Source organism: Flavivirga rizhaonensis (genome assembly GCF_004791695.1).
Taxonomy (GTDB): domain Bacteria; phylum Bacteroidota; class Bacteroidia; order Flavobacteriales; family Flavobacteriaceae; genus Flavivirga; species Flavivirga rizhaonensis.
The window spans coordinates 16,480-29,649 of the sequence record NZ_SRSO01000017.1; the positions used below are offsets into that span (position 1 = coordinate 16,480).

The following is a 13,170-nucleotide window of genomic DNA, read 5'->3' on the forward strand; positions in this document are numbered from 1 at the left end:
TAAATGCGAAATCAAATATTTTTTTATACCGAACTCACATAAAACTAAAAACTAACCAATTCTCGGTTATATTTATTTTTATATGCTATTGGTGTTAAACCTGTAAACCTTTTAAATAAACTTCTAAATGCTTTAGTATCTGAGTAACCCACAGAAAACATCACTTCGTTTATTGTGTTTTGAGTAGATTCCAAAGTGTTTTTAGCAGCTTCTACTTTAACACGCTGTATATATTCTAAAGGTGTATTAGCAGTTGCTTTTTTAAACCGTCTTATAAAGTTGCGTTGACTCACCGCCAACATATCCGATAATTGCTCTACAGAAATTTTTTCTGTAACATGATCTTCAATAAATAATTGTGCCTTTTGTATTAGGGTGTCGGTATGGTCTTTTTGACCTCTAAAAATGGCAAATTGATTTTGATTATCTCTACTAATATCTATTTCAAAAAGCTTAGACACATAGACAGCTGCTTCCTGTCCGCAATATTTGTAAACCAAATGAATAATAAGGTTTAGGAATGAGTATGCGCCACCGCTGGAATAAATGCCTTCTTGGTCAGTAACTATTTTTTCTGGTAACACATCAATTTTAGGATACATCTGCCTGAACAAATCAATCCCAGCCCAATGTGTTGTACATTGTTTATTATCTAATAGTCCAGTTTCTGCTAGTAAAAAAGCACCTAAGCATAAACTTGCTACTTCTGCATTATGTTGGGTGCGTTGTTTTTTAATCCATGGAATAAACTCGTAATTAGTTTTTATACCATCGGTAATCCACTCTGGTCTGACTGCCGAAATTATGATGAGGTCAGTTTTAGAAATATCATATATGGTAGCATCGCAATGTACCGAAAATGCTCCATCATATAAGACAGTATCTTTATCAATACCAACTAGATTAATATCAAAGAATGGCTGTTGACTTTTTCCAGTTTGTAGAATGAAGTCATTCACACTTTTAAAAATTTTATAGGGTCCGACAACACTACTTAGAATGGTGTTAGATTTTGGAACCAATATGCTTACATGTTTCATTGGTTAATGTCTTAATAGTTATGATTTTAAAAGTAAGATTAAATTTTGTCATAATCAACACCTTAAAGTGTCGTATTTGACCTCTAGGTGAAATGCATACATTTTATAATTTTGAAAACACCAATTGAATAACCGATGGAGCATAAACACTATTTTGAAGCCATAAGAGTTAAATTTTGTTCTAACTACAAAGATGTAACTGTAGGCAAAATGATGCGCTCTGAGGCTATTCATTATAAAGGAAAAGTATTTGCATTTTTTTCTACGAAGCAAAAAATGGTGTTTAAACTTGGGAAGGGGTTTAATGTTAAGACGATTGATGTCCCTTTAGAAATGTTTAGCCCATTCAAGAATAAAAAGCCAATGTCTGGATGGTATCAATTAGGAGCTGAATATAAAGATTCTTGGGAATCTTTAACAAGCCTTGCGTTGGATATAATAAATCAAGACACATGATAACAAAAGCGTATACCGAATTTTTTAAAGAACTCTCAAAGAATAATACCAAAGAATGGTTTCATGCCAATAAGAAACGTTATGAAAATGATGTTAAAGGCCCTTTTTTAGAGTTACTTTCTGAACTACTTCCAATGCTTCATGAATGGGATAACCGAATTTTAACCGATGAGAAGAAGGCTTTATTTAGAATAAATAGAGATGTACGATTTTCAAAAGACAAAACACCTTATCATACCATTTTAAAAGCTGGATTTTCGCCTAATGGTAAAAAGTCTATGTTACCAGGGTATTATTTAGGAATTAGTGCAGATTCAGTTCACGTTGGTGGTGGGTTATTTAATGTTAAACCACCAGAATTAAAAGCAGTAAGAAATTATATTGCTAATCATATTGATGATTTTTTAGCTATAACAACGACAAAAGAATTTAATGACTGCTTGGGAGTTTTAAAGGGAGACGTTTCTAAACGTATTGATAAAGTTCATGAAGCTGTAGCAAATAAAACGCAATTGATATACAATAAACAGTTTTATGCAATGTCTGATCTTTTTTTGAAAGACTATTATAATTCTCCTAATCTAAAAGATGCCATTGCAAAGCATTTTAAAGCTATAAGGCCTTTGAATGAATTTTTAAATGCCGCATTTTAAAACATTATTGTACAAATTAAATTATTAACTAAAAATTCAATCAAAATTATGACAACACAGGAAGTTGCAGAACAATTAGTGAATTATTGCAGACAAGGACAGTTTGCAGAAGCTATTCAAAATTTATACGGGCAAAACATTATAAGTGTAGAACCAGATGGTGCACCTGTTAAAGAAACTAAAGGATTAGATGCTGTTATAGCCAAAGGCCAACAATTTAATGAGATGGTAGAGGAAATTCATGATATGCAAATTTCGGATCCTATTGTAGCAGACAAATTCTTTTCATGTACTATGAAGATGGATGTAACATTTAAAGGAGCTCCTAGAACTAGTATGCATGAAGTTTGCGTTTATAAAGTAGAAGATGGCAAAATAGTAAGAGAAGAGTTCTTTTTTACGCCTATGCAACATGGGTAAAAATCGAGAGGTCTAGAAAGTTAAAGAGAACTGTCATTACGAGGAGAGAATCGACGCGGTAATCTTTTGAATCGATACTAAAATTAAACAGATTGCCACGCCTTTTGCAAAGTCTCGCAATGACAATTAACTTTCTAGACCTTTAATAGTGTTATTTCAATAACCCAGCTCTCTTTAATAACGCCTCAGGCTTAGGTTCTTGTCCTCTAAAACGTTTGTAAAGTGTCATAGGGTTTTCTGTTCCACCTTGAGACAACACATGGTTTTTAAATTTATCAGCAATTTCTTTGTTAAAAATACCTGATTCTTTAAAATATTCGAAGGCATCAGCATCTAAAACCTCTGCCCATTTATAACTGTAATATCCAGAAGAATAGCCTCCTTGAAAGATGTGCGAAAACGAGGTGCTCATACAATTTTCTAATACCTCTGGGTAAAGTGTTGTGTTTTTAAAAGCTTCTGTTTCGTGTGCTTTTACTGACCTTATCGTCTCTGGAGATTCACATGCGTGCCAGCTCATGTCTAACAACCCGAAGCTTAACTGTCTTAAGGTTTGCATACCTTCATGAAAAGTAGCAGATTCTTTTATTTTTTCAACTAAATCCATTGGAATGATTTCCCCGGTTTCATAATGTGTGGCAAATAATTCTAAAGCTTCTTTTTCGTAGCACCAATTCTCTAAAACCTGACTTGGTAATTCAACAAAGTCCCAAAACACACTGGTTCCAGATAGACTTGGATAAGTTGTGTTTGCTAACATACCATGCAATGCATGTCCAAATTCATGAAATAAGGTTGTAACCTCATTAAAAGTTAAAAGAGAAGGCTTGCTCTTTGTTGGTTTTGTAAAGTTACAAACAATAGATATATGTGGTCTATCATTAACACCATGCTTTATAGATTGTGGCTTATACGATGTCATCCATGCACCGTTTCGTTTTCCTGATCTTGGAAAAAAATCGGCATAGAAGATGGAGATTAAATCCCCATCATTATTAGTGACTTTGTAAGTTAAAACATCTTCGTGATATGTATCTATGGTATCAATTTCTTCAAAATTTAAATCAAATAATTTATTGGCAACGGTAAAGGCGCCATCAATCACATTTTCTAATTTGAAATATGGTTTTAATTTTTCATCATCAAGACTGAACAATTTTTGTTTTAATTTTTCAGAATAATATGAAGCATCCCATTTTTCAAGTTGTTCAATACCGTCCAATTCTTTAGCAAAATTTTGAAGGTTTTCAAACTCTAGTTCGGCAGCCGGTTTTGCTTTTTCAAGTAATTCATTTAAAAAGCTTTTAACAGTTTCTGGCGTTTTTGCCATACGTTCTTCCAGAACAAAATGTGCATGTGTTTTGTAGCCTAAAAGATTAGCACGTTGAAATCTTAGTTTAACTATTTGTAATACATTGTCTTGATTATCTAGAGCGTCACCTTTAAAAGCTTTTGCTCCAGCTGCAAGCGCTAGTTTTTTTCTTAATTCACGATTATCGGCATAAGTCATAAAAGGAATGTAACTAGGATAATCTAATGTAAACAACCAACCTTCTTTTTCTTTAGATTCGGCTAACTGTTTAGCAGCCTCTTTAGTACCTTCTGGCAAACTGGATAAATCATCCTTGTTGGTAATTAGCATTTCAAATGCATTGGTTTCTGCCAATACATTTTCTCCAAATTTTAGCGTTAGCTGACTCAATTGCTTGTCAATATCCCGAAGTTCTTGTTTTTTGTCTTCAGACAAGTTAGCCCCATTTCGTGAAAAACTTTTATATTTTTTATCAAGTAATGTTTGTTGCTCAACGTTTAAATTTAAAGAATTCTTAGTGTCATAAACCGCTTTTACACGCTTAAATAAGTCTTCATTTAGAGTAATGTCGTTACTGAATTCTGATAATAAAGGAGATACCTCTTGTGCTATTTTTTGTATGGTATCATTAGTCTCTGCAGAATTTAAATTAAAAAATATACTAGAAATTCTACCTAATTGCTCCCCAGAAAAATCTAAAGCTTCTATGGTGTTTTTAAAAGTAGGACGTTCATTGTTCTTAGCGATAGCATCAATTTCAGATTTAGCGCTGGTAATAGCCTGTTTAAAGGCTGGTAGGAAATCCTCATTGGTAATTTTTGAAAAGGGAGCCGAATTATATGCGGTTTCAAAAGGTTTTGTTAATATGTTTTTTGTCATTCTTAATAAATGTGTTAAAATATAAACTTGTTATGTATGCATAATAACTTTTTTTGTATTTTTGCAGCTAATCGTATACAGAGTGACTAACTCATTAGAATTATACACTAATAGCAAAAAAAGCCTCAAATTATTTTGAGGCTTTTTTTATTTTAAATCTTTAGCAGATTCGTTTACTTTTTGTTTTAAGCCTTCTTTATAAACTAATATTTTATCTAAAACACAAGTATCAGCAGCGCCAATAATTTGTGCAGCCAGTATACCGGCATTTTTTGCGCCATTAAGGGCTACAGTAGCCACGGGAACACCGCCTGGCATTTGTAGAATAGATAAAACAGAATCCCAACCATCTATAGAATTACTACTTTTAACAGGGACACCTATAACAGGAAGTGGCGATAAGGAAGCTATCATTCCTGGTAAATGTGCTGCACCACCTGCACCAGCAATAATAACTGCGAACCCTCTAGTATGGGCGTGTTTTCCATAATCAAATAATTTTTCTGGAGTTCTGTGAGCCGAAACAATATCTACTTCAACTTCAATATCAAAACCTTTTAAAATATCAATGGCATCTTGCATTACAGGAAGATCACTTTTGCTTCCCATGATTACTCCTACTTTTTTCATAAATTTTTATTTTATGTCAGGTCGTGCGCAGTCGAGACCTTTAATATCAAAACTAAAAATATTTAACCCCCCTCGACTGCGCTCGGGGAGACATTACTCACTTATTACTTTAATTGATTTTTTTACGGCTTCAGCTATTCTTCGAGCCTCGTTTAAATTTTCATTTACAATGGTAACATGCCCCATTTTTCTAAATGGCCTTGTTTGTTTTTTACCATAAATATGAGGTGTTACACCATCCATTTCCATAATGGTTTCAATATTTTTATAAACCACATTGCCTGTATAACCTTCAGCTCCAACCAAATTTACCATAACACCACCAACTTTATTGTCTGTTCTTCCCAAAGGTAAATCTAAAATAGCTCTTAAATGTTGTTCGAATTGAGATGTATAACTAGCCTCAATAGTTTGATGCCCAGAATTATGTGGTCTTGGTGCGACTTCATTTATTAAAATATCGTCGTTTTGAGTCTGAAACATTTCTACGGCTAACAACCCAATATGGTTAAAAGCTTTAGATGTTTTTAAAGCTATTTCAGTAGCTTTTTTTGCAACTTCTTTTGGAATCCTGGCAGGACATATAACATATTCTACTTGATTTGCTTCTGGATGAAATTCCATCTCAACAACTGGAAATGTTTTAATATCTCCCGATGCCGTTCTAACCACAATAACAGCTAATTCATTTTTAAAAGGTACTAATGTTTCTGCAATGCACTCTACGTTTGGTAAACCTTCTAAATCTTGAAGTGTTTTTACAATTTTCACCCCAGTGCCATCATATCCAAATTGAGAGCATTTCCAAACAAAAGGCATTGTTAAACCACCGTGATTTATAGCTTCGTTAATTTCTGAAGTATAAGCAAAACGAGAAAAAGGTGCTGTTGGTAAATTATTATCAACATAAAATAATTTCTGAGTTGCTTTGTTTTGAATCGTGCGTAATGTTTTGGATGCAGGATATACTTTGACGCCCTCTTTTTCAAGAGCTTCCAAAGCATCGACATTTACATTTTCAATTTCAATGGTTAGTACATCTACTTGTTTTCCGAAATTGTAAACAGCGTCATAATTCATTAAATCACCTAAATGAAACTCATTACTCGCTATTTTACAAGGAGCTTCATTACTGGAATCTAAAACACATGTATAAATATCAAATTTTCTAGTATCGTTAAGTAGCATTTTACCTAACTGACCACCACCAAGAATGCCAAGTTTGAAATTTGAAGAAAAGTAGTTCATTGATTTCTTTTTAACTGAAATTGAATAAGGATACGCAAAAATACACTTAAATATTAATTAGCAGCTAAATCATAAATCAAAAAATCGTTATTTGTAATCTAATGATTATCTTTGCTGCTTCAAAAAATGATAACCGTGATAAAGCTACACGACAAATATTTTAAACCATTTATTTCAGCCAAAGAGATTGATGATGTTTTACAGCGTTTAGCAATAGAAATTGCTGAAGATGTGGGAGATGAAATACCCGTATTTGTTGGGATTTTAAATGGTTCTTTTATGGTGGTAAGCGATTTTATAAAGAAATATCCAAAGCCATGCGAAGTCACGTTTATAAAATTAGCATCTTATGAAGGTGTTAAATCTACCGAAGATATTCAAAGACTTATCGGGTTAACTCAAGATTTAACAGGACGTACAGTTATTATTCTAGAAGATATTATTGACACAGGAAATACTTTAGCAGAAGTTCATAGAATTTTTAAAAATGAAAAAGTGAAATCGCTAAAAATAGCGACGCTTTTTTACAAGCCTGAGGCCTATAAAAAAGATTTTAAACTACATTACGTTGGCATTGAGATTCCTAATAAATTTATAGTTGGCTACGGCTTAGATTATGATGGATTAGGAAGAAATTTACCAGAAATATATCAAATAAAAGAGACACAACACATGACAAACTTAGTGCTATTTGGCCCTCCAGGTGCTGGAAAAGGAACACAAGCAGATTTTTTAAAAGAGAAGTATGATTTAGTACACATTTCTACAGGTGACGTTTTTAGATACAATATTAAAAACGAGACGGCTTTAGGAATGTTAGCTAAATCTTATATGGATAAAGGTGAATTGGTTCCAGATCAAGTAACTATTGACATGTTAAATGCTGAGGTTGAAAAAAATACTGATGCTAATGGGTTTATTTTTGATGGATTTCCACGTACTAACGCACAAGCGGATGCTTTAGATAAGCTAATGGATAGCAAAGATTCTCAAATAAATGCGATGATTGCTTTAGAAGTTGATGATGAAATTTTAGTTGAACGTTTATTATCACGTGGTAAAACCAGCGGAAGAACAGATGATGCAGACGAGCCTATTATTAGAAATAGAATCGCTGAGTATTACAATAAAACAGCTGTTTTAAAGGATTTCTATTCAGCGCAAAACAAATATTTTGGTGTTGACGGTGTAGGAAGTATTGAAGATATTACGGTGCGTTTAAGTACTGTAATTGATAAATTATAATTCTTCAACAGAGTTTAAACTTTAAACTTTAAACTTTATAAACTTTAAACTCAAAAATGACCGAAGGAAATTTTGTTGATTATGTAAAAATGTATGTCGCTTCTGGTAACGGGGGCAAAGGATCTGTACATTTACACCGAGAGAAGTATATTACGAAAGGTGGACCAGATGGTGGTGACGGAGGTCGTGGAGGCCATGTTATTCTTCGAGGAAATTCTAATCTTTGGACACTTCTTCATTTAAAATTTAAAAAGCATATTCGTGCAGGTCATGGTGGAAATGGTAGCAAGAGCAGGAGTTCTGGGGCTGATGGTGAAGATGTATATTTGGATGTTCCGTTAGGAACAGTTGTTAGAGATACTGAAACTGATGCCATTCTTTTAGAAATCACTGAAGAAGGTGAAGAAAGAATTATTGTAGAAGGCGGGAAAGGCGGACTAGGAAACTGGCACTTTAAGTCGTCGACCAATCAAACACCAAGATACGCGCAACCTGGACTTCCATTAGAAGAGAAGTATGTTACGTTAGAATTAAAAGTTCTTGCAGATGTTGGTTTAGTTGGATTTCCTAATGCGGGAAAATCTACGTTATTATCAGTTGTAACATCTGCTAAACCAAAAATTGCAGATTATGAGTTTACAACACTTAAACCTAATTTGGGAATCGTAGAATATCGCGATTTTCAAACCTTCGTTATGGCAGATATTCCTGGTATTATTGAAGGAGCTGCTGAAGGAAAAGGGTTAGGGCATTATTTTTTACGACATATAGAACGTAATTCCATCCTATTATTTTTAATTCCTGCTGATGCAGATGACATTAGAAAACAATATGATGTCTTATTGGATGAACTTCGACGTTACAATCCGGAAATGCTTGATAAAGAGCGTATCATAGCCATATCAAAAAGTGATCTGCTTGATGATGAATTGAAAGCAGAACTTAAAAAAGAGTTGGATAATGAACTTCCTATTCCTTACTTATTTATTTCATCTGTAGCGCAACAAGGAATTACCGAGTTAAAGGATGTTTTGTGGAAAATGTTGAATGCATAAAGTGGTTTAAATCTTAATTAAATTAATTTTTTTTTGTTTTTTTACAATACAATTATAGTTTCCTTATGAAACAGTATATTAAAAGTATTGTAGAAATTAATGATAATAAGAAAAGTAGATATTTTGCCCTATTTATTCAGGGCTTAATTTTATTATCTGTTGTTACGTTTTCAATTGAAACCATTCCAAATTTAAAACCTCAAACAAAAGTAATACTTCAATCTATTGAATGGTTTAGTGTTATTGTGTTTTCTTTAGAATATTTTTTAAGAATTTATGTTGCAGATAGCAGACCAAAGTTTATATTCAGCTTTTTTGGTATTATAGATTTATTAGCCATTTTACCATTTTATTTATCATTTGGAGTTGATCTACGTTCTTTAAGAGCATTACGTTTTTTACGATTGTTCAGGATTTTGAAATTGGTGCGTTATAATAAAGCGATGAATCATTTTACGAGTGCTATAAAATCTGCTAAAGAAGAAATATTTCTGTTTATACTTATTACACTTATTCTAATTTATTTTTCTGCAGTTGGTATCTACTATTTTGAAAATGAAGCACAGCCAGAACATTTTTCTTCAATTTTCGATAGCTTATGGTGGGCTATTATTACTTTAACTACCGTAGGGTATGGAGATGTGTATCCAATAACGGTAGGTGGAAAAGTGTTTACATTTTTCATATTAATGATAGGTTTAGGAATTGTAGCTATTCCAACGGGGATCATATCTTCTGCTTTAACTAAATCTGTTGATAAGAAAGTTGACAATTAATTCCAATTAAATACTAAGTTGTCGCATATAAATCGTTTACCAGATCAAGTTGAGCATAGGTCTTTTTCGCTTACTTTTTATTTAAAAACAGAGACGCATCCTTTAGGTTTTTAAACTCAATTAATCTAGTACATCAAGACCTGTCAGGTTTTTAAAACCTGACAGGTCTTGATTTTGTAGACATTTATATTGTAAAAACAACATTAAACTTTTTGTTATGTACTAAATTCAATTTAGTTATACATCACCTTAAAATCCAATGGGTATAACTAAAATCGTTCTAAAATCCAATCTTTTATAATTTGTAAAGCTATAGGGGAGAAGGTTTCTTCAATTTGACTATATTCTTGGATGCTTCCTGTTTCGGCAGTTTGAAACAAATGGTTTAAACCTTCTAATTCTTTAATGGTTACATCTTTGTTTCCAGCAATTTCTAGCCCATTTTTAATACCCTCTAAATTGATTTTTGGTAATACCTGAAAATCTTTACTCCCATTTAAAGCTAATACAGGACATGTCGTTTTTTCTAAGTAATCTTTTGGATCTATTCTAATAAAAGTAAGCAGCCATTTAGATTTTAAAACGTTGAATTGTTGTTTGATTAATGCAGGGGTAATAGCTGGAGCGAGTATCGAAGTAGGGTTTTTAGTTTTAAAATCATTAAGTTCTTCTGTAATTTTGGTTTTAATAATTTCTACATCAGAGTTTGTTCTTATGATATCATAAATAATCTTTGATAATTTTTCATTTTCATCAAGAACAACGCTATTAGCACCTGCTAATTCTGCCGCTCGCCTAGATTGAGTTTCTAAAACTTTTGCTCCGTTTACACCAGTTCCTGCTAGTAATACAGCAAAGGCAACATCATTATTTTTTGAAGCTACTATGGGAGCAATAAGACCGCCTTCACTATGTCCTATCAAACCTATTTTAGACGTGTCAATATCGTTTCTTGTTTTTAAATAAGTAATGGCAGCTTCAACATCGGTGGCAAAATCGAAAGTTGTTGCGTTTTTAAAACTTCCTTCAGATTCAGCAGTTCCTCTATCATCATATCGTAAAACAGCAATTCCATTGTTTGTTAGATAATCAGACAAGACCAGAAAAGGTTTGTGATTTACCAATTCTTCATTTCTGTCTTGAGCTCCAGATCCACTTATTAAAATAGCGACAACAGGTTTTTTTATGTCTTTAGGAAGCGTAAGTGTACCTGCTAGTTTTATACTGTCTGCTTGAAGATTGGTGAAATAGACATCTTCTGAAACATAATTATATGGTTCTTTAGGTTCTTGTGGGCGGTTACTTTGAGAAAAAAGATTGATACTAAAAAGGGTACATATTAAAAAAATACTTTTAGAATAGAATATCATGATGACAATTTTATAAATCAAATGTCGCGATACTAGATTCAAGTTCAAAACTTTTAACTTAATCTGTGGAATAATTTTTGATTAACTTTAAGAAGTCTAAACCGCTTCTAATAAAAAATTATGACTATGAAAACTTTGAAAATTATTTTACTTGCTCTATTAGTTGTAGGGTGTGCATCTATTCGTGTTAATTATGATTATGATAAGGCAACTCAATTCGATAATTATAAAACCTATAATTATTATAGCGATATGAATACGGGTTTAAGTGAGTTAGATACAAAACGCTTACTAAATGCTATAGATATTAAAATGAAAGCAAAAGGATTTAATTTATCAGATAGCCCAGATTTTTTTATCGATATTAAAAGTAGTGAATACCGCGAAGCACAACGCAGTAATGTAGGCGTCGGCTTGGGAGGCGGTGGCGGTAATGTTGGAGGCGGTATTTCAATTGGTATACCTGTTGGACAGTCCAATATTAATCGTCAAATAACTATTGACTTTGTAGATGAAAATAAAAAGCAATTGTTTTGGCAGGCGGTGAGCGAATCAAATTATAATCCCAATGCGATACCCAGAGAGCGTGAAGAACGATTAAATGCTATTGTTGAAAAAATACTGTTGGAATATCCACCTAAACAATAAATTCATTGTTTTATTAACTTCTTACTAGCGACCAACACATTATTTGCATAGAAGTTGGCCATATAAATACCCTCGCTTAGGTTACTAATATCAACTTGTTGTGTTGCATAGTTTGATAAGGATACTGTTTTTACTTTTTTACCATCTAAACTGGTGATGTCAACTTTTAACTGTGCATCTTTCTCACTTTCAATCTTAAGGTTTGCTATGGTATTGGCAGGGTTTGGAAACATAGTAATGCTTAAATTATTGATATCACTTTCAATATCATTAACTCCTAAAGAAGAATGATTGATAGTCCAAGTCACGGTATATAGATGAATGGTTTCATGATTAGTAACCTTTAAAAGTGTTGTGTTATCTGTAATAACAACTGTTAAAGTATTTATGCCTACATTTAAATCGGTTTCTAAAATACTTATATCATCAACATTTGAAGCAAAATTAGCAGCATTTAATGACCATGAACTTTCTAACGTATTAGGGATGGGTTTAATTAGGTTTAGGTTAAAATTGATAGGGAAGCTGGAGGTTGAAACCGTATTTGAAATTGGTGTGTATGAGTCTATAGGAGACACTAAACTATGAATTTTTTCTATAATGCCTTCTTTACAAACTGAGCAAAAGGGCTTATCAATTAATTCCATGATACAATTTTGATGTGGCTTATACCAGTCAGCACAATTACCAGTATCGCAGGTATATTGATATATTCCTATACCGTTAGTGTTTAGCCAATTTTTCCATTTGATCAAGTTTTGATCTGTTTCTTGAGTCATGTTAATAGCTTCACCAGCAAGATCATCTCCTGGGTAATATTCATCTTTTAAATTAAATAAAGAATGTCCCAATTCGTGAACAGCTACATTCGCACCCCAAAAACCTGAATAAGTCATAGGGAATTTTCCACCACTACCGCCATATTCAGAGGAATTAACCAAAATTAAAGCTTGATCATAGGTTGGAAAATTGTTAGCCAAAACGGTATTAATTATTGCTTCGGTATTGTTTGCACTGTTTCCATCTATTTCATAATAAAGCAGCCTATGTTTACCAAAAGCATCGTAAGTTGCATTAAAATAAGTATCTACTGTTCTTATTGGGACAGTAGGACTAATTGATGATTCTAATGGTTCGATACTTGTTCCTGGATGATCTGCACCACTTTCAACAGAAGGAACTTTTATAGCGTAGACATTAAAATAGTTTGCATACTCTTTAAGTGGAGATTGATTAAACATGCTATTAGTAAAATTAGTAGCATCTGTAATAAATTGAGATAATTCGCTGGTTTGGTAACCTTCACTTAAAATAACTAGGTTAATTCTTTTGCTATCATCTCCAGAAAATTCAATAGTTTCTACATCAAAAATTTGAGCAGGTATTAAACCAACATTGATGAGTAATACTATATATAGTAGTAAATGGGGCTTCATTA

Annotated in this window: 13 protein-coding genes; 7 read left to right on the forward strand and 6 right to left on the reverse strand. The window is 32.7% G+C overall.

Annotated features, from left to right (window positions below):
* Positions 1-44: 44 nt before the first annotated feature.
* Positions 45-1,040: a GlxA family transcriptional regulator gene (locus EM932_RS12590; RefSeq protein WP_135877552.1), complete on the reverse strand. Its 996-nt coding sequence runs from the start codon at positions 1,038-1,040 to the stop codon at positions 45-47.
* A gap of 135 nt (positions 1,041-1,175) precedes the next feature.
* Here EM932_RS12590 and EM932_RS12595 point away from each other — a divergent pair, with 135 nt between their 5' ends.
* Genes EM932_RS12595 through EM932_RS12605 form a run of 3 tightly spaced genes read left to right on the forward strand, consistent with a single transcriptional unit; the run spans position 1,176 to position 2,569 of the window.
* The gene (locus EM932_RS12595; RefSeq protein WP_135877553.1) at positions 1,176-1,496 is read left to right on the forward strand and encodes a hypothetical protein; all 321 of its coding nucleotides are present in this window, start codon (positions 1,176-1,178) and stop codon (positions 1,494-1,496) included.
* Complete coding sequence (locus EM932_RS12600; protein ID WP_135877554.1) at positions 1,493-2,149, forward strand: DUF2461 domain-containing protein; 657 nt, start codon at positions 1,493-1,495, stop codon at positions 2,147-2,149. The genes EM932_RS12595 and EM932_RS12600 overlap by 4 nt, the downstream gene beginning before the upstream one ends.
* 48 nt (positions 2,150-2,197) lie before the next feature.
* Positions 2,198-2,569: a nuclear transport factor 2 family protein gene (locus EM932_RS12605; protein WP_135877555.1), complete on the forward strand. Its 372-nt coding sequence runs from the start codon at positions 2,198-2,200 to the stop codon at positions 2,567-2,569.
* Positions 2,570-2,720: 151 nt separating this feature from the next.
* On the opposite strand, the gene EM932_RS12610 is transcribed toward EM932_RS12605, so the two are convergent.
* The 3 genes from EM932_RS12610 to EM932_RS12620 form a co-directional block, all read right to left on the reverse strand.
* Positions 2,721-4,760, reverse strand: coding sequence for a M3 family metallopeptidase (locus EM932_RS12610; protein WP_135877556.1), 2,040 nt, complete (start codon positions 4,758-4,760; stop codon positions 2,721-2,723).
* A 147-nt stretch (positions 4,761-4,907) separates the two neighbouring features.
* The gene (gene purE / locus EM932_RS12615) at positions 4,908-5,390 is read right to left on the reverse strand and encodes a 5-(carboxyamino)imidazole ribonucleotide mutase (RefSeq protein WP_135877557.1); all 483 of its coding nucleotides are present in this window, start codon (positions 5,388-5,390) and stop codon (positions 4,908-4,910) included.
* Positions 5,391-5,483: 93 nt separating this feature from the next.
* A complete protein-coding gene (locus EM932_RS12620; protein ID WP_135877558.1) occupies positions 5,484-6,638 on the reverse strand; it encodes a 5-(carboxyamino)imidazole ribonucleotide synthase in 1,155 nt (384 codons plus the stop codon).
* A 135-nt stretch (positions 6,639-6,773) separates the two neighbouring features.
* Here EM932_RS12620 and EM932_RS12625 point away from each other — a divergent pair, with 135 nt between their 5' ends.
* The 3 genes from EM932_RS12625 (at position 6,774) to EM932_RS12635 (ending at position 9,714) form a co-directional block, all read left to right on the forward strand.
* The gene (locus EM932_RS12625; protein WP_135877559.1) at positions 6,774-7,883 is read left to right on the forward strand and encodes an adenylate kinase; all 1,110 of its coding nucleotides are present in this window, start codon (positions 6,774-6,776) and stop codon (positions 7,881-7,883) included.
* Positions 7,884-7,939: 56 nt separating this feature from the next.
* Positions 7,940-8,938 carry a GTPase ObgE gene (gene obgE, locus EM932_RS12630; RefSeq protein WP_135877560.1) on the forward strand — a complete coding sequence of 333 codons (999 nt, stop codon included), beginning with the start codon at positions 7,940-7,942 and terminating at the stop codon, positions 8,936-8,938.
* Between the two features lie 65 nt (positions 8,939-9,003).
* On the forward strand, positions 9,004-9,714 hold the full coding sequence (locus tag EM932_RS12635) for an ion transporter (RefSeq protein ID WP_135877561.1): 711 nt from the start codon (positions 9,004-9,006) through the stop codon (positions 9,712-9,714).
* A 269-nt stretch (positions 9,715-9,983) separates the two neighbouring features.
* Here EM932_RS12635 and EM932_RS12640 read toward each other — a convergent pair whose 3' ends face one another.
* Positions 9,984-11,084 carry an alpha/beta hydrolase family protein gene (locus EM932_RS12640; RefSeq protein WP_135877562.1) on the reverse strand — a complete coding sequence of 367 codons (1,101 nt, stop codon included), beginning with the start codon at positions 11,082-11,084 and terminating at the stop codon, positions 9,984-9,986.
* A gap of 126 nt (positions 11,085-11,210) precedes the next feature.
* Here EM932_RS12640 and EM932_RS12645 point away from each other — a divergent pair, with 126 nt between their 5' ends.
* Positions 11,211-11,732, forward strand: a complete 522-nt coding sequence (locus tag EM932_RS12645; RefSeq protein WP_135877563.1) for a DUF4136 domain-containing protein — start codon at positions 11,211-11,213, stop codon at positions 11,730-11,732.
* 2 nt (positions 11,733-11,734) lie between these two features.
* On the opposite strand, the gene EM932_RS12650 is transcribed toward EM932_RS12645, so the two are convergent.
* Positions 11,735-13,168 carry a M64 family metallopeptidase gene (locus EM932_RS12650; protein WP_135877564.1) on the reverse strand — a complete coding sequence of 478 codons (1,434 nt, stop codon included), beginning with the start codon at positions 13,166-13,168 and terminating at the stop codon, positions 11,735-11,737.
* Positions 13,169-13,170: the final 2 nt, after the last annotated feature.

Coding starts and splice junctions, on each gene's coding strand:
- EM932_RS12590 (WP_135877552.1), bottom strand. CDS start 1,040: ATGAAACATGTAAGCATATTGGTTCCAAAATCTAACACCATTCTAAGT.
- EM932_RS12595 (WP_135877553.1), top strand. CDS start 1,176: ATGGAGCATAAACACTATTTTGAAGCCATAAGAGTTAAATTTTGTTCT.
- EM932_RS12600 (WP_135877554.1), top strand. CDS start 1,493: ATGATAACAAAAGCGTATACCGAATTTTTTAAAGAACTCTCAAAGAAT.
- EM932_RS12605 (WP_135877555.1), top strand. CDS start 2,198: ATGACAACACAGGAAGTTGCAGAACAATTAGTGAATTATTGCAGACAA.
- EM932_RS12610 (WP_135877556.1), bottom strand. CDS start 4,760: ATGACAAAAAACATATTAACAAAACCTTTTGAAACCGCATATAATTCG.
- purE (WP_135877557.1), bottom strand. CDS start 5,390: ATGAAAAAAGTAGGAGTAATCATGGGAAGCAAAAGTGATCTTCCTGTA.
- EM932_RS12620 (WP_135877558.1), bottom strand. CDS start 6,638: ATGAACTACTTTTCTTCAAATTTCAAACTTGGCATTCTTGGTGGTGGT.
- obgE (WP_135877560.1), top strand. CDS start 7,940: ATGACCGAAGGAAATTTTGTTGATTATGTAAAAATGTATGTCGCTTCT.
- EM932_RS12635 (WP_135877561.1), top strand. CDS start 9,004: ATGAAACAGTATATTAAAAGTATTGTAGAAATTAATGATAATAAGAAA.
- EM932_RS12640 (WP_135877562.1), bottom strand. CDS start 11,084: ATGATATTCTATTCTAAAAGTATTTTTTTAATATGTACCCTTTTTAGT.
- EM932_RS12645 (WP_135877563.1), top strand. CDS start 11,211: ATGAAAACTTTGAAAATTATTTTACTTGCTCTATTAGTTGTAGGGTGT.
- EM932_RS12650 (WP_135877564.1), bottom strand. CDS start 13,168: ATGAAGCCCCATTTACTACTATATATAGTATTACTCATCAATGTTGGT.